The 21,636-nt window shown below is 74.3% G+C and carries 19 protein-coding genes; 6 read left to right on the top strand and 13 right to left on the bottom strand.

Going from position 1 to position 21,636, the window contains the following annotated elements:
• Positions 1–116 precede the first annotated feature (116 nt).
• Positions 117–1,277 (bottom strand): alkaline phosphatase PhoX, encoded by a 1,161-nt coding sequence (locus tag AC07A6_RS35385; protein WP_478779828.1) that lies wholly within the window; start codon positions 1,275–1,277, stop codon positions 117–119.
• A gap of 314 nt (positions 1,278–1,591) precedes the next feature.
• Here AC07A6_RS35385 and AC07A6_RS35380 point away from each other — a divergent pair, with 314 nt between their 5' ends.
• Positions 1,592–1,996, top strand: coding sequence for a VOC family protein (locus AC07A6_RS35380; protein ID WP_362462058.1), 405 nt, complete (start codon positions 1,592–1,594; stop codon positions 1,994–1,996).
• A 4-nt stretch (positions 1,997–2,000) separates the two neighbouring features.
• On the opposite strand, the gene nirD is transcribed toward AC07A6_RS35380, so the two are convergent.
• From nirD to AC07A6_RS35365, 3 genes are read right to left on the bottom strand one after another with little or no spacing between them, the layout of a single operon-like run.
• Positions 2,001–2,333, bottom strand: a complete 333-nt coding sequence (gene nirD / locus AC07A6_RS35375) for a nitrite reductase small subunit NirD (protein ID WP_362462061.1) — start codon at positions 2,331–2,333, stop codon at positions 2,001–2,003.
• A complete protein-coding gene (gene nirB, locus AC07A6_RS35370; protein WP_478779827.1) occupies positions 2,330–4,861 on the bottom strand; it encodes a nitrite reductase large subunit NirB in 2,532 nt (843 codons plus the stop codon). The genes nirD and nirB overlap by 4 nt, the downstream gene beginning before the upstream one ends.
• Positions 4,861–6,309 carry an NAD(P)/FAD-dependent oxidoreductase gene (locus AC07A6_RS35365; RefSeq protein WP_478779826.1) on the bottom strand — a complete coding sequence of 483 codons (1,449 nt, stop codon included), beginning with the start codon at positions 6,307–6,309 and terminating at the stop codon, positions 4,861–4,863. Before AC07A6_RS35365 ends, nirB begins: the two co-directional genes overlap by 1 nt.
• A 172-nt stretch (positions 6,310–6,481) precedes the next feature.
• Between AC07A6_RS35365 and AC07A6_RS35360 the strand changes: the two genes are divergently transcribed.
• A complete protein-coding gene (locus AC07A6_RS35360; RefSeq protein WP_362462070.1) occupies positions 6,482–7,258 on the top strand; it encodes a sulfite exporter TauE/SafE family protein in 777 nt (258 codons plus the stop codon).
• 12 nt (positions 7,259–7,270) lie between these two features.
• On the opposite strand, the gene AC07A6_RS35355 is transcribed toward AC07A6_RS35360, so the two are convergent.
• From AC07A6_RS35355 to AC07A6_RS35340, 4 genes are all read right to left on the bottom strand, one after another.
• Positions 7,271–7,969, bottom strand: coding sequence for a class F sortase (locus AC07A6_RS35355; RefSeq protein ID WP_362462073.1), 699 nt, complete (start codon positions 7,967–7,969; stop codon positions 7,271–7,273).
• Positions 7,970–8,099: 130 nt separating this feature from the next.
• The gene (locus tag AC07A6_RS35350) at positions 8,100–8,642 is read right to left on the bottom strand and encodes a hypothetical protein (RefSeq protein ID WP_385771801.1); all 543 of its coding nucleotides are present in this window, start codon (positions 8,640–8,642) and stop codon (positions 8,100–8,102) included.
• A 166-nt stretch (positions 8,643–8,808) separates the two neighbouring features.
• The gene (locus AC07A6_RS35345) at positions 8,809–10,116 is read right to left on the bottom strand and encodes an ATP-binding protein (RefSeq protein WP_478779825.1); all 1,308 of its coding nucleotides are present in this window, start codon (positions 10,114–10,116) and stop codon (positions 8,809–8,811) included.
• Positions 10,113–10,778 (bottom strand): hypothetical protein, encoded by a 666-nt coding sequence (locus AC07A6_RS35340; protein WP_478779824.1) that lies wholly within the window; start codon positions 10,776–10,778, stop codon positions 10,113–10,115. Before AC07A6_RS35340 ends, AC07A6_RS35345 begins: the two co-directional genes overlap by 4 nt.
• Positions 10,779–10,994: 216 nt before the next feature.
• Here AC07A6_RS35340 and AC07A6_RS35335 point away from each other — a divergent pair, with 216 nt between their 5' ends.
• On the top strand, positions 10,995–11,402 hold the full coding sequence (locus tag AC07A6_RS35335) for a gamma-glutamylcyclotransferase family protein (RefSeq protein ID WP_386273216.1): 408 nt from the start codon (positions 10,995–10,997) through the stop codon (positions 11,400–11,402).
• A gap of 19 nt (positions 11,403–11,421) precedes the next feature.
• Here AC07A6_RS35335 and dnaG read toward each other — a convergent pair whose 3' ends face one another.
• The 4 genes from dnaG to AC07A6_RS35315 form a co-directional block, all read right to left on the bottom strand.
• Entirely contained in the window at positions 11,422–13,323 is a 1,902-nt protein-coding gene (gene dnaG, locus AC07A6_RS35330; protein ID WP_478779823.1) for a DNA primase, read from the bottom strand.
• A 34-nt stretch (positions 13,324–13,357) separates the two neighbouring features.
• Positions 13,358–14,632 (bottom strand): NAD(P)/FAD-dependent oxidoreductase, encoded by a 1,275-nt coding sequence (locus AC07A6_RS35325; RefSeq protein WP_386273206.1) that lies wholly within the window; start codon positions 14,630–14,632, stop codon positions 13,358–13,360.
• A 94-nt stretch (positions 14,633–14,726) separates the two neighbouring features.
• Positions 14,727–16,043, bottom strand: a complete 1,317-nt coding sequence (locus AC07A6_RS35320) for a deoxyguanosinetriphosphate triphosphohydrolase (RefSeq protein ID WP_478779822.1) — start codon at positions 16,041–16,043, stop codon at positions 14,727–14,729.
• Between the two features lie 56 nt (positions 16,044–16,099).
• A complete protein-coding gene (locus AC07A6_RS35315; RefSeq protein ID WP_478779821.1) occupies positions 16,100–16,813 on the bottom strand; it encodes a sirohydrochlorin chelatase in 714 nt (237 codons plus the stop codon).
• A gap of 318 nt (positions 16,814–17,131) precedes the next feature.
• Here AC07A6_RS35315 and AC07A6_RS35310 point away from each other — a divergent pair, with 318 nt between their 5' ends.
• Positions 17,132–17,890 (top strand): SanA/YdcF family protein, encoded by a 759-nt coding sequence (locus AC07A6_RS35310; RefSeq protein WP_478779820.1) that lies wholly within the window; start codon positions 17,132–17,134, stop codon positions 17,888–17,890.
• Between the two features lie 68 nt (positions 17,891–17,958).
• Positions 17,959–18,723 (top strand): glucose 1-dehydrogenase, encoded by a 765-nt coding sequence (locus AC07A6_RS35305; RefSeq protein WP_478779830.1) that lies wholly within the window; start codon positions 17,959–17,961, stop codon positions 18,721–18,723.
• 7 nt (positions 18,724–18,730) lie between these two features.
• On the opposite strand, the gene AC07A6_RS35300 is transcribed toward AC07A6_RS35305, so the two are convergent.
• Positions 18,731–19,303, bottom strand: a complete 573-nt coding sequence (locus AC07A6_RS35300; RefSeq protein WP_478779819.1) for a Uma2 family endonuclease — start codon at positions 19,301–19,303, stop codon at positions 18,731–18,733.
• 253 nt (positions 19,304–19,556) lie between these two features.
• Between AC07A6_RS35300 and AC07A6_RS35295 the strand changes: the two genes are divergently transcribed.
• Entirely contained in the window at positions 19,557–21,635 is a 2,079-nt protein-coding gene (locus AC07A6_RS35295; protein ID WP_478779818.1) for a molybdopterin oxidoreductase family protein, read from the top strand.
• The last annotated feature ends 1 nt before the right edge of the window (position 21,636 follow it).

Here is a 21,636-nt window from a genome sequence, read left to right as displayed (position 1 = left end):
TACCCCCGCTAAAGGGCGGCGTGTTGTTCTCCTGAGGGCTGGTTCCCCCGGGCGCTCAGCGGCCCGGGGGGGGGGGCCCCCCCCCCCCCCCGGGCCGGGTGCCCGGGGCACGGGCGTCAGACGCGGAACGGCCCGGTCACCTCGTAGGTGATGCCGCCGGTCGAGGAGCCGCTCGTACCGCGCTGGCTGCTGAAGTACAGCCGGCTGCCGTCGGGGGAGAAGGCGGGGCCGGTGATCTCCGAGGAGGACTGGCCGGTGATCCGCAGGAAGGGCGCCACCACGTCGTCCGGGGTGATCACGCAGATCTCCATGTTGCCGCCGTCCTCGGCGACGTACAGGTCCCCGTACGTCGAACCGGTGACGTTGTCGACACCGGTCAGCGGCGCCGCGCCGCCGGGGACCAGGGAGTCGTCGTAGGCCAGCTCGTAGGTGCTGTTCGACAGGTTGAGCTGCCAGACCCGGTTGTCGCCCTTGGTGGTGAACCACACGGTGTCGCTCGCGTAGTGGCAGCCCTCGCCGCCGTTGAACTTCTTGGCGGCCGAGACCTGGCTGCGGGTCGCGGTCGGGGAGCCGTCCGGGTCCGGCACGTTCTGCCAGCTGAAGGAGCCGGAGGCGCCGCTCCCGGCGACCATGACCTGGAGGGTGCCGGAGGAGAGGTTGCCCCAGGTGGTGGGCAGGAACCGGTAGAAGCAGCCGTTCGTCTCGTCCTCAGTCAGGTAGACCACCTGGCGGACCGGGTCGGCCGCCGCCGCCTCGTGTTTGAAGCGGCCCATCGCGGGCCGCTGCACGGCCGCGTTCACCCCGTACGGGTCGGTCTCGTAGACGTACCCGAGGCTTACCTCCTCGCACGACAGCCAGGTGTTCCACGGGGTCTTGCCGCCCGCGCAGTTCTGCCGGGTGTTCGACAGGATCCGGTACGCCCCGGTGACCGTGCCCGAGGAGTTGAACTTCACCGCGCTCGCGCCGCCGCTCGGGTTGATCTCCGAGTTCGACACGTAGATCCAGCCGCTGCCGTCCGCGAAACACGCGCCGCCGTCGGGGGCGCTGTGCCAGGTGTACGAGGTGCCGCTCACCGTCTGCGAGGAGCGGGCTATGACCCGGCTGCTGAACCCGGACGGGAGCATGATCCCGTTGGCGTCCGCCGAGCCGAGGGCCCCGTAGGGCCCGGCGCCCGGCTGGGCCGGGGCGGCGTACGCGGCCCCGTGGCTGAGGGTTCCGGCGAAGGCGGCGGCGGAGGTGCCGATCACGGCACCGCGCAGGAAGGTACGACGTTCCACGGTCACTCCTGTGGGAGGAGGGCCCCCGCGTCCGGCCGGGCGCGGGGTCGCATGCGTCGAGGAACCTAGGGGCGCAGCATGGACGGGACGCCAACTCCCCATGACGCCGGAGCGACCGGCACACGGGCAGTCGCCGCAGCCCGCCGGGCTGCCGGACGCCGCCCTTCCAACGTCTCTGACCTGCGGAAACGAGATACCTGAAAAAACTTCTCCGGGCAGCGATGAGTTCTGCCGGTGCCCCGGGTCTACCCCTTCGACAACGCACCGCGTACCGCGCACCACGCACCACGCCACACCTGAGAAGAGGAACCGAGATGACCCAGATGATCTTCGTCAACCTGCCGGTGAAGGACCTGGACGCCGCGAAGGCCTTCTGGGAGAAGCTCGGCTACTCCTTCAACCCGCAGTTCACCGACCACACCGCCGCCTGCATGGTCGTCAGCGACAGCATCTTCGCGATGCTGCTGACCGAGGAGAAGTTCAAGGAGTTCGCCACCAAGCCGGTGGCCGACGCCTCGAAGACCACCGAGGTCATGGTCGCGCTCAGCGCCGACAGCCGGGAGAAGGTCGACGAGGTCGTCGACGCCGCCCTCGCGGCCGGCGCCGTCGAACCCCGCCCCGTCATGGACCTCGGCTTCATGTACGGCCGCACCTTCGAGGACCTGGACCACCACGTGTGGGAGTTCGTGTGGATGGACCCGGCCGCGGTCCAGGGCTGATGCCCTACGGGGCGGAGGCGGTCCGCACCGGGTACGTCCGGACCGCCACCTCCTCGTCGTCCAGGCAGCGCCCCGACTCCAGGTCGAAGCGCTGCTTCAGCAGCGGTGAGGCCACGAAGGGCCGCCCCTGCGCCCGCCCCACCAGCCCGCGCGACAGGACGTGCGCGCCGGTGAAGGGGTCCTGGTTGCCGATCGCGTACGGGCGCCCCGCGCGGTCGAGGAAGACCGCGGCCTGACTCCCGTCGGGCAGCAGGGCCGCGACCCCGCGCCCCGGGACGAGAGCCGACAGCGGGCACACCGTCAGCCAGCCTTCGGCCACCTTCAGTTCCACGGTCATCGGGCCGGTCCTCCAATGGTCAGGACGGCCAGGTCGGGCTTGACCTGGCCGCGCTCGGGAACGAACTTCACGGTCGGGTCGGGCGCGCCGGGCGCGTTGACGAAGGACACGAACCGGCTCAGCCGCTCCGGGTCCGACAGGGTCTCGGCCCACTCGTCGCGGTAGTGCGCCACGTGGTCGGCCATCAGGGCCTCCAGCTCGTCGCACAGCCCCAGCGAGTCGTGCACCACCACGTCCCGCAGGTGGTCCAGGCCGCCCTCCAGCCGCTCCAGCCAGGTGGACGTCCGCTCCAGCCGGTCGGCGGTGCGGATGTAGAACATCAGGAACCGGTCGATGAGCCGCACCAGTTCGGCGTCCGACAGGTCCTGGGCCAGCAGGTCCGCGTGGCGCGGCGTCGCCCCGCCGTTCCCGCCGACGTACAGGTTCCAGCCGCTCGCCGTCGCGATCACCCCGAAGTCCTTGCTCTGCGCCTCCGCGCACTCGCGGGCGCAGCCGGACACCGCGGACTTCAGCTTGTGCGGGGCCCGCAGGCCCCGGTAGCGCAGCTCCAGGTCGATGGCCATCCGGACGCTGTCCTGCACCCCGTAGCGGCACCAGGTCTGCCCCACGCAGGACTTCACCGTCCGCAGGGCCTTGCCGTACGCGTGCCCGGACTCGAAACCGGCGTCGACCAGCCGCGCCCAGATCCGCGGGAGCTGGTCCACGCTCGCGCCGAACAGGTCGATGCGCTGACCTCCCGTGATCTTCGTGTAGAGGCCGAAGTCGCGGGCCACCTCCCCGATCACGATCAGCTTGTCGGGGGTGATCTCACCGCCCGGGATGCGCGGGACGACCGAGTACGAGCCGTTGCGCTGGAGGTTGGCGAGGAAGTGGTCGTTGGTGTCCTGGAGGGCCGCCTGCTCCCCGTCCAGCACGTAGCCGCTGGCGCCCAGGGTCGGGGCCAGGGAGGCGATGACCGAGCCGACGGCGGGCTTGCAGACCTCGCAGCCGTCGCCGCCGCGCGCCTCCTCGCGGCCGTGCCCGTCCAGGATGTCCTGGTACGAGGTCAGGCGCCGGGTGCGGACGATCTCGTACAGCTCCGCCCGGGTGTACGGGAAGCAGCCGCACAGCCCCTTGTCGGCGGCCGCCGGCAGCAGCTGGCCGATCACCTTCAGGCAGCTCCCGCAGCCGGTGCCGGCCTTGGTGCACTTCTTGACCTCGGGCAGGGTGGCGCAGGCGGTGATGGCCTTCTTGGTGACGTTGTGGCAGGAGCAGATCACCGCCGTGTCCGGCAGCGCGGACGGGCCGAGCGCGACGGGCGCGCCGGCCCCGGCGGGCAGCACCAGCTGCTCGGGGGCGACCGGCGGGACGCTGCCGGTCAGCGGGCGCAGCAGCCCGTACGCGTCGGCGTCGCCGACCAGCACGCCGCCCAGCAGCACTCCGCCGGGGGAGACGACCAGCTTCTTGTAGACGCCGGAGCGGGAGTCCGACCAGACCACGTCCAGGCTGCCCTCGGCGGTGCCGTGCGCGTCGCCGAAGGAGGCCACGTCCACGCCGAGCAGCTTGAGCTTGGTGGACAGGTCGGCCCCGGTGAACTCCTTCTCCCGGCCCAGGAGGTCCTCGGCGGCGGTCTCGGCCATCTCGTAGCCGGGCGCGACCAGCCCGTAGACGCGGCCGTCGACGGCCTGCGCGCACTCGCCGATGGCGTACACGTGCGGGTCGGAGGTGCGGCAGCGGGCGTCGACGGTGATGCCGCCGCGCTCGCCGACGGCCAGGCCGGCCGCGCGGGCCAGCTGGTCGCGGGGGCGGACCCCGGCCGAGAACACCACCAGCTCGGTGTCCACGGTGGAGCCGTCCGACAGGCTCATCCCGCACACCGAGCCGTCCTCGCCGGTCAGCACCTCCTGCGTGCCGACACCGGTGTGCACGGTCAGGCCCATGGACTCGATGGTGCGAAGCAGGGCCGCGCCGCCGCCCTCGTCCACCTGGACGGGCATCAGGCGCGGGGCGAACTCCACGATGCGGGTGGCGAGCCCGAGCCCCTGGAGGGCGCCCGCCGCCTCCAGCCCGAGCAGGCCGCCGCCGACGACGGCTCCGTTGGACCGGGTCTTGGCGTACTCCTCGATCGCGAGGAGGTCCTCGATGGTGCGGTACACGAAGCAGCCCGGGGCGTCCTTGCCGGGGACGGGCGGCACGAAGGGGTAGCTGCCGGTCGCCAGCACGAGCACGTCGTACGGGACCACCCGCCCGGAGCGGGCGGTGACGGTGCGGGCGGCCGTGTCGACGTGCTCGGCGGGGTCGTCGAGGTGCAGCTCGATGCCGTGCTGCTCCATGAAGCCGGCCGGGGTCAGGGAGAGGTCCTCGGGGGTGCTCCCGGAGAAGTACGAGGTGAGGTGGACCCGGTCGTAGGCGGGCCGGGGCTCCTCGCACAGCACGGTGATCCGGTGCGTCGCGGTGGCCCCGCGCTCGGCGAGGGCCTCCAGGTAGCGCTGGCCGACCATGCCGTGTCCGATGAGCACGATCGCGGGCAGGGGCTCGGGCACGGTCATCAGTGGCCTCCGTCGTCGGTGAGCAGGTGGAACGGGTCGTGCGGGGCGGTCAGGAACTCGTCGCCCTCCCAGGTGCGGGCGAGGGCCCCCACCGTGGAGAGCTCGCCGAGCAGCACCCCGCCGACCAGCCGGTCGCCGCGCAGGACGACCTTGCGGTAGGTGCGGCGGGTGGCGTCCGCGAGGCGGAGCACGTCGTCGCCGGGGAGCGGGGTGGGGTCGCCGAACGCGGCGAGGTCGAAGGGGCCGGGGCCGCCGGCCGTGGGGAGGGTGAGGCGGGTGAGGGCGCGGGTGCCGGTGTACTCGGCGTCGTCCCCGCGCAGCACCGCCGCGAGTGCGTCGGCCTGCTCCAGGGCGGGCCCGGCCAGTCCGTACACCCGGCCGTCGTGCTCAGCGCAGTCGCCGATGGCGTGGACGCGCGGGTCGCTCGTGCGCAGCCGGCCGTCGACCACGACGCCCTTGCGGACCTCCAGCCCGGCCGCCTGGGCGAGCCCGACGCGCGGACGGACCCCGCAGGCGAGGACGACGACGTCGGCGTCGAGCCGGTACCCGTCGGCCAGCTCGACCCCGGTCACCCGACGGGGGCCCTGGCCGGGCGGGACCCGGCCGGGCGTGTTCAGCCTCGCCGGCGTTGGAGGACCGGGGTCCCGGGCGGGCGTGTGCAGCCTCGCCGGCGTTTGAGGCGCGGGGTCCGGGGCGGAGCCCCGGGGAACGGAGGAAGGGCGGGGAGGGGAGGAGGCGCCGCGCAGCGCACCCGCCGGGCCGGCCGGCACGCGGCCCGGGGACGAAGCCCCGCGCGGCGCCGCACCCGTCGTGGTCAGGCCCCTGACCCGGCACTCGGTGTGGATCTCCACCCCGAGCGCCGTGAGGTGGTCCCGCAGCAGCGCGGAGGCGTCGGCGTCCAGCTGCCGCTCCATCAGGCGCTCCGCCTGCTGGGCGAGGACCACCTGCGCACCCCGCGCGGCCAGCGCACGGGTCGCCGAGACGCCCAGCAGCCCGCCGCCGATCACCACCGCCCGCAGGCCCGGGCGTACGGCCGCCGCGAGGGCCAGGCAGTCGTCCATGGTGCGGAACGCGTGCACCCCCTCGGGGAGTTCCCGCCCGTCGGGGGCGAACAGCCCGCGCAGCGGCGGCAGCACCGGGTTCGAGCCGGTGGCCAGCACCAGGGTGCCGTACCGCTCCACCGAACCGTCGTCGCAGTGCACGGCCCGGTCCGCGCGGTCGATCCGCACCGCCCGGACGCCCCGGCGCAGCGCCGGGCCGGGGGCCGGGAGCGCGGTGACCTCGGGGGCGTACCGGCCCGCCAGCACCTCGGCCAGCAGGACCCGGTTGTAGGGGGCGTGGGTCTCCTCCCCGAGCACGGTCACCGCCGCTCCGGGGCCCAGCCGCGCAGCGAGCCGCAGGCCCGCCAGGCCGCCGCCGATCACCACCACACGCTGTTCCGAGGTCATGGCACGAGCGTGCGGGCGGGCTGTTTCCCCGCCGCATCGCCCCTGTTACCCGGACGGAACACCGACCTCAGCGCCCGTGCCGGGGGTTCGTGAGGCCGGGGAACCTCAACCTTTGCGCAAGTTTCCGGGGATCGATGGTCCCTGCACCGATGCGGTACCTAGGGTCGTGGCCGTGCCTGACATATCAACGACCATGATCATCGTGCTGTGCGTGGCCGCCGCTGCGGCCGGCTGGATCGACGCGGTGGTGGGCGGCGGCGGACTGCTGCTCCTGCCGGCCCTGCTGCTCGGCCTGCCGAACGCCCAGCCCGCCGCCGTCCTCGGGACCAACAAGGCGGTGGCCATCGTCGGCACCGCCGGCGCGGCCGTCACCTACGTGCGCAAGACCCCGGTCGACGTGAAGCTCGCCGTCCGCATCGGACTGGCCGCGCTCGCCGGATCGGTGGGCGGCGCCGCGCTCGCCGGCGGGATCAGCAAGGACGCCATGCGGCCGCTGATCATGGGGGTGCTGGTGGTGGTCGCCGCGGTGGTCATCTTCAAGCCGGGCTTCGGCGCCGCCCCCGCCGCCTCGCCCGTCTCCCGCGGCCGCGTGTTCCTCACCATCGCCCTCGCCGGCCTGGGCATCGGCTGCTACGACGGCCTCATCGGGCCCGGTACCGGCACCTTCCTGGTGCTGGCCCTGACCGCCCTGCTCCACCTCGACCTGGTCACCGCCTCCGCCACCGCCAAGATCGTCAACTGCTGCACCAACGCCGGCGCGCTCGCGATGTTCGCCTACCAGGGCATGGTGTTCTGGCAGCTGGCCGCCCTGATGGCCGTCTTCAACCTGGCCGGCGGCATGGTCGGCGCCCGGATGGCACTGAAGAAGGGCAGCGGCTTCGTCCGCGGCGTCCTGCTCACCGTGGTGGGCGCCCTGGTGGTCAAGCTCGGCCTCGAACAGTGGGGCTAGAAGGTCCCGGTCTCACGACACCCCCGTCAGGTGGGCGAAGACGACCACGTTGCCCTGGTAGCCGGTGCGCGGCGAGAACGCGCCGCCGCAGGTGATCACCCGCAGCTCCGCGCGCGGCGAGGGCCCGTACACGCGCCGGTCCGGGAAGGCCCCGGCGTCGTACACCTCGACCGCGTGCACGGTGAACACGGCCGTCCGCCCGTCCGCCCGGTCGACCTCCACCGAGGCCCCCCGGCGCAGCGCGCCCAGGTGGTAGAAGACCGCCGGGCCGCTGGCGTGGTCGACGTGCCCCGCGATCACCGCGGTGCCCGTCGCGCCCGGCGCGGTCCCGTCCCGGTACCAGCCGGCGAGCTCCCGGCGGGCCGGCGGGGGCACTTCGAGGCTGCCGTCGCGGTCCAGGCCCAGCCCGGTCAGCGGGGCGTCCACCCGGATCGACGGGATCCTGATCCGCACCGGCGGTGAGCCGGGGAGCGGGTCGATGCTCCCGGCGTAGAGGGGCTGCGCGCTCAGCGCCTCGGCGGCGGAGGGCAGCGGGGGTCGCACGGTCACGGCCGAGCCGCTGCCGATGAGCCAGACCCCGGCGCACACGGCTGCCGCGACCAGCCCGGCCCGCGCCGCGAGCGCCCCGGCGGAGCCCCTCGCGCGGACTCCGGGGCGTCCGCTCCCCCGGGCCCGGGGGCGTCCCCGCAGAGCCGGGAAGCCGCCACGCATGCGCCGTACCCCCTCGTCTCGCCGTTCCTGGAGTGGCCGTCGCCCGTCCCCGCGAACGGGGGGACCTCGCGGGGCGGGCGACGGGGGGCGGTACCGGTCGGACCGCGGCCGCAGCCGCGGTGGGCGCCCGTCAGCTCCGCGTGCCGCTCGCCCGGCGACGCAGGAGCCAGGTACCGCCGACGGCGGCCGCGGCCAGCACTGCCGCTCCCGCCGTGATCTTGGCGGGGTCGGTGGCGGTGGTCGTGCCACCACCCACCCCGGTCCGTACGTGGCCCTGCGGGCCGCGTTCGGTGACGACCAGGTCGCCGGTCGCGAACTTGCCGTTCGCGCAGGTGGCGCCGATTCCGTAGGTGCCCGGCCGCAGGCCCTGACCGATCCGGAACCGGCCCGTGACCACGTCCTCGCGGCCGCCCGGGGCCAGCTCGAAGCGGCCGCCCTCCACCGTGCTCGCATCACCCTCGGCCCGGCTGCCCCGGCCGCAGGCCTTGGTGTGCACGGTGACGGTGGCGCCCGGGGCGGCGGATTTCGGCCGGACCTCCAGCACGGCGAAGTCCCCGGGCGCGAAGGCCGTCATGCCGAGCTCCGCGGCGGCCACCGCCCCGGCGACCGGCCCGGCGAAGGCGACGGCGGTCAGCGCGGTGGCGGTGAGCACGTGGGCGGTGCTGCGGCGCATGGGTACTCCAGGGGACACGGGGTCGTGTTCCGAGGAAAACCGGCCCGCCCGCCCACCGCCTGCCGAGCCTGCGCCAGATCCCGCCGCCGACGCCCCGCCGAACCGTATCCGCGCAGGTCAGAGCCGTGTAGGGGCATCCGTGTCCGCCCACGCCGTCCGGGTGACGTCAGGCCGGCGGCAGGGTCACGACGGCCGCCGCGCCCGCCGGCCGCGGGTTCGACAGGGTCACCTCGGCGCCGATCACCTGGGCCTGCCCGAACGCGATCGTCAGCCCGAGCCCGGTGCCCTGGCCCCGCTCCGGCGTCCCCGTCACGAACCGCCTCGGCCCCTCGCGCAGCAGGGCCGGGGGATAGCCCGGACCGTCCTGGTCCCGGACGGTCACCGAGGTCCCCGACACCGTCACCGTGATCGGGCCGCTCCCGTGCCGCCGGGCGTTGACCAGCAGGTTCGTCAGGATCCGCTCCAGACGCCGGGCATCGGTGCGCACCCGCACCCCGCCCGGCCCTCCGGCGGTCCCGTCCGCGCCGACCACCTCCGCCGCCACCCCCGACCGCTCCGCGATCGAGGCCACCAGCGGTCCCAGCACGTGCTCCTCCAGCCGCGCCTCCTCCCGGTCGGCGTCCAGCCGGGCCACCTCCAGCAGGTCCTCCGTCAGGGTCCGCAGCGCCGCGACCCGGTCTCGGACCAGCTCCGTCGGCCGCCCGGCGGGCAGCAGCTCGGCCGCCGTGTGCAGGCCCGTCAGCGGGGTGCGCAGCTCGTGCGCCACGTCCGCCGTGAACCGCTGCTCGGCCTCCAGCCGCTGCTGGAGACTGGCCGCCATGGTGTCCACCGCCGAGGACAGTTCGGCCACCTCGTCCCGGGTCCCCGGCGGCCCCGACGGGCCGATCCGCGCGTCCAGGTCGCCCGCGCTGATCCGCCGGGCGGTCTCGGCGGCCGTCCGCAGGTCCTTGCTGAGCCGGCTGGCCAGCAGCGCCCCGCCGACCGCCGCCAGCGCCACCACGCCCGTTCCGGAGGCGGCCAGCTGCGCGTCCAGCTCCTCCAGCTCGGCCTGCTCGGCCGCCAGGGACTGCCGTACCGTCAGCACGTGCCCGCTGCCCACCGGCCGGGCCGCCCACACCGCCGGGTCCGGTCCGGTCAGGTCCAGGTAGGTGGTTCGGCGGCCGTCCAGGGCGGCCCGGCGCAGCTCCTGCGGGGTGGAGGGGCAGTCGACCCGGGCGTCGGCCTCCCCGACCTTGTCGGAGTCGAGCCGTCCGGTGATCTCGTAGATCTGCCGCACGCGGACGAGCTGCTCGACCGCGCTCTTGCGGGCGGCGTCGGACACCTGGCGGGCCCGGGCCTCGTGGATCAGGACGCCGATGGTGACGGCGACCAGCGAGCAGCCGGCCGCCAGCAGGGCGGCGATCTTCCAGCGCAGGCCGAGGGCGCGTAGCCGGCGCCGGCAGTCGGCGGGCGAGACCGGGAACCGGGCCCTCACGAGGGGTCCCGGGGCTTGGTGTAGCGGCGCTCGTCGTTGACCACCGTCATCCGGGTGCCGTCCCAGCGGTAGCGGACGGCCTGCTCGGAGCCGTCGTCGGGGGCGGTGCGCACCAGCAGGTCCCGGCCGATGGACTCGGCGGCCATCCGCCGCCCGATGGTGAACAGGACGGGGACGATCCCCTTTCCCCGGGCGGCGTACACGCTGATCGCGGTGCGGCCGCTCTCGGTGTCCGCGGCGACGACCATCTCCTTGTGCCCGTCCCCGGTCAGGTCGAGGAAGACCGGCGGGCGGATCCCGGACCGGCCCGGGGCGTTGATCACCCCCTTGCCGGCGAGGAGCTTCATCCGCTTGTCCGCCTTCACCACGGCCATCACGTCCACCGCGGCCAGTCCCCCGGGGCCCACCTCGGGCCCGTCCGGCAGCGGCGCGGGCGGCGGCTGGCGGGTGCCGGTGGCCGCCCCCGGCGCGCGCGGGGAGTCCTCGGACCAGGCCGGCCACAGGGCCTGCGGCTGCGGCTGCGGGGAGACCGGCGCCACCGGCTCGCCCTCGGCGAGCCCGCCGGGTGCGGCGCAGCCCGCCGACGCCGACGCGGCGGCGCAGAGCAGCAGGGCGGCGGCGGTGGCGGCGGCGCCGCGGGAGCGGTGGGGGGATCGCGTCATGGGGGAGCGGGGGTGGGGTCGGGAAACGGGCGGAACCTGACGTTATGGGGCGCCCGTCACGGGAGCCGGGAGATTGTGTAACAGCGGTGCGTACGGTGGTGGTGCGCGGCGAAGAGAGGCCTTTGGGCCCGGACCCGCACCGTCCAGTAGTAGTCGAGGGAGGGACCTGTGGCATCGGTCGATCGGCCGGGATCCGGAGCGGGAACCGGACCGGGCATGCTGCCGTTCTTCGTGTACGGGACGCTGCGGCCGGGGGAGGTCAACCACGACCTGTTCCTGAAGGGCCGGACGGCGGCCGAGGAGCCCGCCCGGCTGCCGGACGCGGCGCTGTACGAGGGGCCCGGCTATCCGTACGCCGTCGACCGCCCCGGCTCCGCCATAGCCGGGGAGCTGATCACCGCCGCGCCGGGGGAGTACGCGCAGCTGCTGGTCGCGCTGGACCTGCTGGAGGAGTACGCCGGCCCGGGGCGCCCGGGGAACGTCTACGACCGCGTCGCCCGCGAGGCCGTGCGCCCCGACGGCAGCCGGGTCCGGGCCTGGGTCTATCTGGCGGCCGCCCCGCTGGCCCGCCGCCTCGCGCAGACGGGCACCGAGATCCCGGGCGGGGACTGGCTGCGGCGGTAGCCCCCGGCGGTCCGGCGGGTCAGAGCCCTTCGGCGCCGCGGTTGCGCAGGCGCTGCCCGTACTGCTGGAGCACCCACAGCTCCTGCTGGATCGCCGCGTGCTGCTCCGGCGGGGCCTGCGGGCTCAGCCGGGTCATGGCGCCCTGGATCTCCAGGACCCGGCGGTCGACGGCGCGCAGCCGGACCTGCACGAGCTGGACGCCCGCGTAGACCTCGTCCACCGTCTTGGTGTGGATGGCCTCCACCGCCAGCTCCGTGACCATCGCGCGGACGGTGTCGTTCGGCGCGGCCTCGCGGACCCGGGCCAGGTAGTCCTCGGTGCCCTGCGCCGCGCCGCCCGCGTCCTGGATGGCCTGGCGGACGGCCGCGTAGGGCGGGGCGGTGAACTCGTCGGTCCCGTACGCGTCGAAGGCGGGGGAGACCAGGGCCGGCCGCTGGAGCGCCAGCTTGAGGAGCTCGCGCTCGGTGCGGTGGGCGGGGCTGCGCAGGTTCAGCGCGGGCCCGCCGCCGACGGACGCCGGCGGCGGAGCGGGGACCGGCTCCTGGGCGCGGCCCCGGCCCTGCTGCTGCGGCTGGTTGCCGCGCTCGCGGGCCCAGCGCGCCAGCTGCGCCACCCGCTTGACCACGAACTGCTCGTCGAGGATGCCCAGCATCCCGGCCAGCTGGACGGCCGACTCGTGCTGGATGGAGAGGTCCTTGATGCTGGCGACGACCGGCGCGGCCTCGGCCAGCGCGGCCGCCCGCCCCGCCGGGTTCTCCAGGTTGTGCCGGCCCACGATGTGCCGCAGGGCGAACTCGAACAGCGGGGTGCGGGCGTCCACCAGCCCGGCCACCGCCGCGTCGCCCTGCGCGAGGCGCAGGTCGCAGGGGTCCATGCCGCCCGGGGCGATGGTGATGGAGGTCTCCGCCGCGAACTTCTGGTCGTCCTCGAAGGCCCGCAGCGCGGCCTTCTGCCCCGCCGCGTCACCGTCGAAGGTGAAGATCACCTCGGCGGTGGCGTTGTCCATCAGCAGCCGCCGCAGGATCTTGATGTGGTCCCCGCCGAAGGCCGTGCCGCAGGTGGCGATGGCCGTGGTGACGCCGGCCAGGTGACAGGCCATGACGTCGGTGTAGCCCTCGACGACCACCGCCCGGGAGGTCTTCGCGATCTCCTTCTTCGCCAGGTCGATGCCGTACAGCACCTGGGACTTCTTGTAGATCGCCGTCTCGGGGGTGTTCAGGTACTTCGGCCCGTTGTCGTCCTCGCGCAGCTTGCGCGCGCCGAAGCCGACCACCTCGCCGCTGATGTCCCGGATCGGCCACATGAGCCGGCCCCGGAAGCGGTCGATGGGCTTGCCGCTGCGGCTGTCCTGGGACAGCCCGGAGAGGATCAGCTCCTTGTCGGAGAAGCCCTTGCCGCGCAGGAACCGGGTCAGGTGGTCCCAGCCGGCCGGGCTGTAGCCCACGCCGAAGTGCTGGGCCGCCGCCTGGTCGAAGCCGCGTTCCGCCAGGAAGCGGCGGGCGATCTCCGCCTCGGCGCCGCCCAGCTGCTCCGCGTAGAAGAGGGCGGCGGCCTTGTGGGCCTCGACCAGGCGGATCCGCTCGCCGCGGCCGCTGGTGCCGGCGGTGTAGCCGCCCTCCTCGTACCGCAGGGTGATGCCGGCCTGGCCGGCCAGCCGCTCGACCGCCTCCGAGAAGGAGAGGTGGTCGATCTTCATGATGAAGTCGAGGGTGTCCCCGCCGGCCTGGCAGCCGAAGCAGTGGTAGAAGCCCTTGCTGGGGCTGACCTGGAAGGACGGGGACTTCTCGTCGTGGAAGGGGCACAGGCCCTTGAGGTTGCCGCCGCCGGCGTTGCGCAGCTGGAGGTACTCGGAGACCACGGCGTCGATCGGGACCGCGTCCCGTACCGCCTTCACGTCGTCGTCGTTGATCCGTCCTGCCACCCGTGAATTCTACGGCCGGGCGGCGGCAAACCCGTCAGGCCCCCTCGGCCGGCACCAGAGACTCAAGCGGAACGGAGGGATCCGCCAGCTTCTCGCGGTCCACCGGCGCCTTCGACCTGATCAGGGCCTGGATGGGCTCGACGACGTCCCACACGTTCACGTTCATCCCGGCCAGCACCCGGCCGTCCGACAGCCAGAACGCGACGAACTCCCGCTTGCCCACGTCCCCGCGCACCAGCACCTGGTCGTAGCCGCCCGCCGGCGCGTACCCGGAGTACTCCAGGCCCACGTCGTACTGGTCGGAGAAGAAGTACGGCACCCGCTCGTACGACACGTCCTGCCCCAGCATCGCCCGCGCGGCGGCCGGGCCGCCGTTGAGGGCATTGGCCCAGTGCTCCACGCGCAGCCGGGTGCCCAGCGCCGGATGGTGGGCGGCGGCCACGTCCCCGACGGCGAAGACGTCCGGGTCGGAGGTCCGCAGCGAGGCGTCCACGGCGATGCCGCCGCCGTGCTCACGGTCCACCAGGGCCAGCCCCGAGGTCTCGGCGAGCGCGGTGCGAGGCGCCGCCCCGATCGCGGCGAGCACCGCGTGCGCCGGGTGCTCCTCCCCGTCGTCGGTGCGGGCGGCCATCACCATGCCGTCCTGGCCGACGATCTCCGTCAGCCGCGCGCCGAAGTGGAACCGCACCCCGTGCTCGGTGTGCAGGTCGGTGAAGAGCCGGCCGACCTCCGGACCGAGCACCGCGTGCAGCGGGGTGGCCAGCGGCTCGACCACGGTCACCTCGGCGCCGTAGCCGCGCGCGGCCGCCGCGACCTCCAGGCCGATCCAGCCCGCGCCCGCGATCAGCAGGTGGCCGTTGTCCCGGCCCAGGGAGGTCAGCGCCTTGCGCAGCAGGTCGGCATGGGCGAGCCGGCGCAGGTGGTGCACCCCGGCCAGGCCGGTGCCCGGGATGTCCAGGCGGCGCGGCTCGGCACCGGTGGCCAGCAGCAGCTTGTCGTAGTGCATCAGGGTGCCGTCACCCAGGCGCACCGTCTTGGCCTCCCGGTCCAGGTGCACGGCGGGCTGGCCCAGGTGCAGCTCGATGTCGGCGCCCGCGTACCAGGACGGCTTGTGCACGAAGACGCTGTCGCGCTCCTCCTTGCCCAGCAGGTAGCCCTTGGACAGCGGGGGCCGCTCGTAGGGATGGTCGCGCTCGTCGCCGATCAGGATCACCCGGCCCGTGAACCCCTCCGCCCTCAGCGTTTCGGCGGCCTTGGCCCCGGCCAGCCCCGCGCCGACGATGATGAACGTCTGGTTTGCGTCGACCACCTGATGCCTCCTCATAACCTGTCGGCCACTTGCGGCCACCTTGCGAGCGTCCCGCACCCAGCCTGCCGCGTGAAGGGGGAATGGCCCGATCGGCTCACCCTTCGGCGCGCCGCCCGCGCCGGGTGAGGCGTGCGTGCAGTGAACGGGCGGCCGCGTCGGTCAGGCAGGCGATCTGGTCGATGACCGCCCGTTTGCGGGCCTTGTCGTCCGCCGCCGCGTCGAAGATCGCCCGGAACTGGGGGTCCAGCCCCTCCGGCGCGCGGGCGCTGAGCGCCTCCGCCAGTTCGGCCAGGACGATGCGCTGGTCGGCCCGCAGCCGTTCCTGCTCGTCGCGCTGCATCACGTACAGGTCGGCCACCGCCTTGAGGACCGCGCACTCGTTGCGCGCCTCGCGCGGCACGACCAGCTCCGCCGCGTAGCGGGTGAGCGGGCCGGAGCCGAACGCCTCGCGGGTGGCGCCCTCGGCGGCCAGGCAGAACCGGCCGATCAGCTGGCTGGTGGCGTCCTTCAGGCGGGCCTGCGCCACGGCGGAGCCGTCGTAGCCGTGCGGCCACCAGTCCTCCTCCATCAGCCGGTCCAGCGCCTCGCGCAGCTCCTCCGGGGAGGTGCCGGCGGGCACGTAGCGGCCGATCGCGACCTGCCAGATGGCGGCCCGCTCGGGCTCGGCGAAGAGGAGGTTCGGGTCGATGTGCCCGGCGTGCAGCCCGTCCTCGAAGTCGTGCACGGAGTACGCGACGTCGTCCGCCCAGTCCATGACCTGGGCCTCGAAGCACTTGCGGTCGGCGGGTGCGCCCCGCCGCAGCCACTCGAAGACCGGCAGGTCGTCCTCGTAGGCGCCGAACTTCACCGAGTCCGGGTCGGTGGGGTGGCCGCCGCGCGCCCACGGGTACTTGGTGGCCGCGTCCAGGCAGGCGCGGGTGAGGTTGAGGCCGACGCTGACCGGGTCGCCGGTGGCCGGGTCGGGCACGAACCGCTTGGGCTCCAGCCGGGTCAGCAGGCGCAGCGACTGGGCGTTGCCCTCGAAGCCGCCGCAGTCCTTCGCGAACTCGTTGAGCGCCTCCTCGCCGTTGTGCCCGAACGGCGGGTGGCCCATGTCGTGGGAGAGGCAGGCCGCTTCGACCAGGTCCGGATCGCAGCCGAGGGCCGCGCCGAGCTCCCGGCCGACCTGCGCGCACTCCAGTGAGTGCGTCAGCCGGGTGCGGGGGCTGGCGTCCCAGTCGAAGGAACGCGTGCCGGGGGTGACGACCTGGGTCTTCCCGGCGAGGCGGCGCAGCGCGGCCGAGTGCAGCACGCGGGCGCGGTCGCGTTGGAAGGCGGTGCGGCCGGGCCGTTTGTCCGGCTCGGCGGCCCATCGCTCGGTGGCGGCCGGATCGTAGGACTCGTAGGCGGGGACGTGCGCGGTGCCTTCCATGCTGAGACGTTAACCGGAGTCACCGACAATCCGAGCAATCCGAACCTACGCGGCCTTTACGCGGTGGCCAGTTCCGGCTCCCGCGCGCTGCGGGCGAGTGCTTCGTCGTAGCGGTGCAGCACCAGCCGGGCGAGCGCCGGGTGCGCGCCGAGCGGGGCCGACGCCGGGCCGGTGGCGGCGGCCGCGCTCGCGGAGGCGAACCGGCCCGGGGCGACGAAGCAGGAGGCCACGGCGGCCCGGTGGTACCCCCGGGCGGCCAGCGCCCGGACGGCGGCCGGCACGCTCGGGGCCGCCGCCGAGGCGTACGCGGGGACCACGGGGACCCCGCCGAGCCGTTCGGAGAGCAGGCCGGCGCCGCGGCGGGTGTCGGCTGCGGAGTCGGGGTCGAGGGACCCGGCCGAGGCCAGCACGACGGCCGTGCCAGGGGTCCAGCCGGCCTCCAGGAGCCGCTCGAACAGGGCCTCCACGAGCAGCGGGTGGGGGCCGAGCGGGCCGGCGGTCCGGATCCGCAGGTGCCCGGCGCGGGCCGCGGCGGCGGGCAGGTCCCGCTTGACGTGGGTGCCGCGTCCGAGCAGCAGCGGCACGAGGACGGCCGCTCCGGCGGTGTCCCGCAGGGTGTCGGCCAGCAGCGGCCGGTTCAGTTCGATGTGGCCGAGGCGGACGTCGAGGGCGGGGCGGAGCTCGCGGACCCGTTCGAGCAGGGCGAGGACGGTGTGCGGGGCGCGCGGGTCGCGGCTGCCGTGGGCCACGGCGACGAGGGTGGGGTGCATGTGGGGACTCCGTGGTGCCGGGCGCGTGGCGGGCGCAGGCCGCTGAGCTGGGTGCCGAGCTGGTCGGTGATCCGGGTCAGCAGCTCGGCCGCGCTGCCGAAGGGGAAGGGCTGGGTGGCGGGAGGGTGCACCGGCTCCGTCATGGACCGATCCTGCGGGGTGCGGATTGCGTGGGCGTTGCGCGGGGGTGACGGGTGGTTTCGTGCTGCTCACTCGGTCATTCGTACGAGTGAAAGGCGGGGCGGGCGGAACTGGGGGGCGGGGGCGGTTCGTCAATCCGTGCGAAAGGCGTGCGGGACGGACGAGGGGGGACCGGTCATGGGGGAGCAGGAGCAGGAGCAGGAGCAGGGGCAGGAGCAGGCGCGGCCGCAGCGGCAGGGGCGGGCTCGCCGGTTCGGGGTCGGCCGGTGGAGGGCGTGGCTGCGGACGGTGCGGGGGCGGCGGCGGGCCGTGCAGGCGGTGATGGCGCTGTGCGTGCTGGCCCTGCTGCCCTCGACGTGGACGCACGCCGTGGCCGCCGACCGGCTGCGGACCACCGCCGCCGCGCCCGACGCCGGGGTGGCGGTGGTCTTCGGGGCCGGCCTGTGGAAGGGCCGCCCGACCCCGTACCTCGCCTACCGGCTCGACGCGGCCGTGGAGCTGTACCGGGCGGGCAAGGTGAAGGTGGTCCTGGTGACCGGGGACAACAGCCGCACGGAGTACGACGAGCCGGGCGCGATGCGGACGTACCTCCGGGAGCGCGGCATACCCGACGACCGGATCGTCAGCGACTACGCCGGATTCGACACCTGGGACTCCTGCGTGCGGGTCCGCGAGATATTCGGGGTGCGCCGGGCGGTCCTGATCAGCCAGCACTTCCACATCCACCGGGCGGTGGCCCTGTGCCGGGCGGCGGGCGTGGACTCCTACGGCGTCGGCGTGGACGACGAGCACGACGCCACCTGGTACTACGGCGGCGCCCGGGAGGTCATCGCGGCCGGCAAGGCGGCCCTGGACGCGGCCTTCCGGCCGGAGCCGAGGTTCCTCGGCCCGAAGGAAGAGGGGGTGTCGCGGGTCCTGGCCGCTCTGGCAGACTGACGCCGCGATCGGCGTATGCCGATTAGTCATATACCGATGTGCAAGCGTCAGGGGTGTGGATCGTGGCTGTGGTGGATCTGAGCGGCAAGGTCGTCGTCATCACCGGTGGGGCCCGGGGCCTGGGAGCGGCGGCCGCGCAGGCAGTCGTCGACGGCGGCGGGCGGGTACTGATCACCGACCTGCTGGAGGCCGAGGGCGCCGAGACCGCCGCCAAGCTCGGCGACGCGGCCCGCTTCCTGCGGCACGACGTGACCAGCGAGGCCGACTGGCAGGCTGTGCTGGACTACGCGGTCGCCGAGTTCGGCCGGATCGACGGGCTCGTCAACAACGCCGGCATCTCCACCGGCCAGTTCCTGGAACACGAGAGCGTCGAGCACTTCCGCCAGGTCATCGAGGTCAACCTGGTCGGCGTGTTCATCGGCATCAAGACCGCGATACCCCTGCTGCGGGCGAACGGCGGCGGATCCGTCGTCAACATCTCCTCCGCGGCCGGCCTCACCGGACTCGCCCTCACCGCCGGGTACGGAGCCTCCAAGTGGGGCGTGCGCGGCCTGTCCAAGATCGGCGCCGTCGAGCTCGCCGAGGCGAAGATCCGCGTCAACTCCGTCCACCCCGGCATGACACTGACCCCCATGACCGCCCCGATCGGCATCCAGACCGGCGAGGGCAACTACCCCGGAGCCCCCCTGGGCCGCGTCGGCGTCCCCGAGGAGATCGCGGCCGCCGTCGCCTTCCTCCTCTCCGACGCCGCCGGCTACATGACCGGCGCCGAACTCGCCGTGGACGGCGGCTGGACGGCAGGCCTGACGGTCAAGTACCTCACCGGCCAGTAGGCCGGCCTCACCGGGTCAAGCGCGCCAGGTCGATCTCGATGTCGAAGGGCACGCTCGTCTTGAGGCGCTCACGGTGGATGCCGGTGGGGACGTAGGTGCGGGTCGTGTCGTCGAGCTCGTAGGCGTGGACCACCGGGAGGCCGTGCTCCTCCTCGACCCGCCAGAAGTGACGGATCCCGGCCCGGGCGTACTTGAAGGGCTTCGTCTCCCGGTCCCGCTCCTGCGACTCCTCGGACACCACCTCGACGACCAGCGAGACGTCCTCGGGGAGGAAGCAGGTCCGGTCCGGGGCGTAGGCGACCGACGCGGCGATCACGTCGGGCTCGGGCCGGCTCTTCACACTCAGCCGCACGGTCATCTGCGCCTCCACCGTGCTCCCCTCCGGAGCCTGGTCCTCCAGCGCAGCGGTCAGGCGTCGGATGACCCGGTCGTGCCAGGACCGCTGGGGCGACATCATGAAGATCAGCGCTCCGTCGATGAGCTCGGTGTGGCGCGGCAGGTTCGGGATGTGGTCGAGATCGTCGGCCTCCCAGCCGCTGGCGCGCGGCGGGTAGAGCCACTCGGGCAGCGTGGCGGTCATGGTCTCCTCCAGTCCTGACGCTGCCAGCGTAGCCATGCCGGGCCGCGGCCGGGGCGGCATCGGGTGCGGTTCACCGCGCGGAGCCGCGCCCAGTGGACATCCGCGTGACCCCCGCCGCCCCGCCTGGTCATCGACCGCCCCGACCTGCGGTTCCCGCCCTCACCGTCCCCGCCGGCCCGTGATGAGGGCTAACACCCCCGCCCGTAACGCGGGCGCGCGGCCCGCGTAACACCCCGGCCGCACCCTGAGGGGCATGCCCAGCTCCCCGGAAGCCACCGCCACCCACTGCCCCTACTGCGCCCTGCAGTGCGGCATGAACCTGCGCCCCGCCCCCGCAGGCGACGCGGTGACCGTCGAGGAGCGCACCGGCTTCCCCGTCAACCGGGGCGCGCTGTGCGGCAAGGGCCGCACCGCCCCCGCCGTGCTCTCCTCCCGGGTACGCCTGACCGAGCCGCTCATCCGCACCCACGCCGGCGGCCCGCTCGTCCCGGCCACCTGGGAGGAGGCCCTCGACGCCGTCGCCGCCGGCCTCGCCCGCACCCGCCGCGCCCACGGCCCCGACGCCGTCGCCGTCTTCGGCGGCGGCGGCCTCACCAACGAGAAGGCCTACGCCCTCGGCAAGTTCGCCCGCGTCGCCCTCGGCACCTCCCAGATCGACTACAACGGCCGCTTCTGCATGTCCTCGGCCGCCGCCGCGCACCAGAAGGCCTTCGGCCTCGACCGCGGACTGCCCTTCCCGCTGGAGGACATCCCCCGCACCGGCTGCCTCGTCCTCGTCGGCTCCAACCCCGCCGAGACCATGCCCCCCTTCGTGCGCTACCTCACCGAACTCAAGGCGAACGGCGGCACCCTGATCGTCGTCGACCCCCGCCGCACCCGCACCGCCGAACTGGCCGACCTGCACCTCGCCCCGCGCCCCGGAACCGACCTCGCCCTCGCCCTCGGCCTGCTGCACCTCGTCGTCGCCGAGGGCCGCACCGACGAGGAGTTCATCGCCGAACGCACCACCGGCTGGGAGGACGCCCGCGCCGCCGCCATGGCCCACTGGCCCGAACTGGTCGAGCGGATCACCGGGATCGCCCTCCCGGAACTCCGGCGCGCCGTCGAACTGTTCTGCACCCCCACCGCCGCCATGGTCCTCACCGCCCGCGGACCCGAGCAGCAGTCCAAGGGCACCGACACCGTCGGCGCGTGGATCAACCTCTGCCTCGCCACCGGCCGCGCCGGCCGCCCGCACTCCGGCTACGGCTGCCTCACCGGCCAGGGCAACGGCCAGGGCGGCCGCGAACACGGCCAGAAGGCCGACCAGCTCCCCGGCTACCGCAAGCTCACCGACCCCGCCGCCCGCGAACACGTCGCCCGCGTCTGGGGCGTCGACCCGCAGAGCCTGCCCGGCCCCGGCCGCAGCGCCTACGAACTCCTCGACGCCCTCGGCGGCGACGTCAAGGCCCTCCTCCTCATGGGCTCCAACCCGGTGGTCTCCGCCCCCCGCGCCGCCCACGTCGAAGACCGCATCCGCTCCCTGGACTTCCTCGCCGTCGCCGACGTCGTCCTCTCCGAGACGGCCGCCCTCGCCGACGTCGTCCTGCCCGTCACCCAGTGGGCGGAGGAGACCGGCACCACCACCAACCTGGAGGGCCGCGTCCTGCTGCGCCGCCGCGCCCTCACCCCGCCCCCCGGCGTCCGCGGCGACCTCGACGTCCTGCACGGACTCGCCGCCCGCCTCGGCGTGGAGAAGGGCTTCCCCACCGACCCCGAACAGGTCTTCGACGAGCTGTGCCGCGCCTCCGAAGGCGGCCCCGCCGACTACTCCGGCATCTCCTACGCCCGCATCGAAGCCGAACAGGGCGTCTTCTGGCCCTGCCCCGAAGGCTCCCCGGGACAGCCCCGGCTCTTCCTCGACCGCTTCGCCACCGACGACGGCCGCGCCCGCTTCACGCCCGTCTCCCACCGCGACGCCGCCGAGGTCCCCGACGCCGACTACCCGCTGCTCCTCACCACCGGCCGGGTCGTCGCCCAGTACCAGTCCGGCGCCCAGACCCGCCGCGTGCCCGAACTCAACGCCGCCGCCCCCGGCCCCTTCGTGGAACTCCACCCGCGCCTCGCCGCCCGCCTCGGCGTCACCGACGGCACCCCGCTCGCCGTCACCTCCCGCCGCGGGCGGGCCGTCGCCCCCGCCCGCGTAACCGACGCCGTCCGCGCCGACACCGTGTTCATGCCGTTCCACTGGTACGGCGAGGGCCGCGCCAACACCCTCACCAACCCGGCCCTGGACCCCGTCTCGCGGATGCCCGAGTTCAAGGTCTGCGCGGTCCGCGTGGAACCCGCGTAAC

The organism is Streptomyces sp. NPDC044002 (genome assembly GCF_056434525.1).
Note: the sequence above shows the minus strand (reverse complement) of the source record. Positions and strands in the feature narration are given on the sequence as shown.

Coding starts and splice junctions, on each gene's coding strand:
- nirD (WP_362462061.1), bottom strand. CDS start 2,333: ATGACCGTGGAACTGAAGGTGGCCGAAGGCTGGCTGACGGTGTGCCCG.
- AC07A6_RS35300 (WP_478779819.1), bottom strand. CDS start 19,303: ATGACCGCCACGCTGCCCGAGTGGCTCTACCCGCCGCGCGCCAGCGGC.
- AC07A6_RS35365 (WP_478779826.1), bottom strand. CDS start 6,309: ATGACCTCGGAACAGCGTGTGGTGGTGATCGGCGGCGGCCTGGCGGGC.
- AC07A6_RS35310 (WP_478779820.1), top strand. CDS start 17,132: ATGGGGGAGCAGGAGCAGGAGCAGGAGCAGGGGCAGGAGCAGGCGCGG.
- AC07A6_RS35315 (WP_478779821.1), bottom strand. CDS start 16,813: ATGCACCCCACCCTCGTCGCCGTGGCCCACGGCAGCCGCGACCCGCGC.
- AC07A6_RS35320 (WP_478779822.1), bottom strand. CDS start 16,043: ATGGAAGGCACCGCGCACGTCCCCGCCTACGAGTCCTACGATCCGGCC.
- AC07A6_RS35380 (WP_362462058.1), top strand. CDS start 1,592: ATGACCCAGATGATCTTCGTCAACCTGCCGGTGAAGGACCTGGACGCC.
- AC07A6_RS35340 (WP_478779824.1), bottom strand. CDS start 10,778: ATGACGCGATCCCCCCACCGCTCCCGCGGCGCCGCCGCCACCGCCGCC.
- AC07A6_RS35335 (WP_386273216.1), top strand. CDS start 10,995: ATGCTGCCGTTCTTCGTGTACGGGACGCTGCGGCCGGGGGAGGTCAAC.
- nirB (WP_478779827.1), bottom strand. CDS start 4,861: ATGACCGTGCCCGAGCCCCTGCCCGCGATCGTGCTCATCGGACACGGC.
- AC07A6_RS35350 (WP_385771801.1), bottom strand. CDS start 8,642: ATGCGCCGCAGCACCGCCCACGTGCTCACCGCCACCGCGCTGACCGCC.
- AC07A6_RS35355 (WP_362462073.1), bottom strand. CDS start 7,969: ATGCGTGGCGGCTTCCCGGCTCTGCGGGGACGCCCCCGGGCCCGGGGG.
- AC07A6_RS35295 (WP_478779818.1), top strand. CDS start 19,557: ATGCCCAGCTCCCCGGAAGCCACCGCCACCCACTGCCCCTACTGCGCC.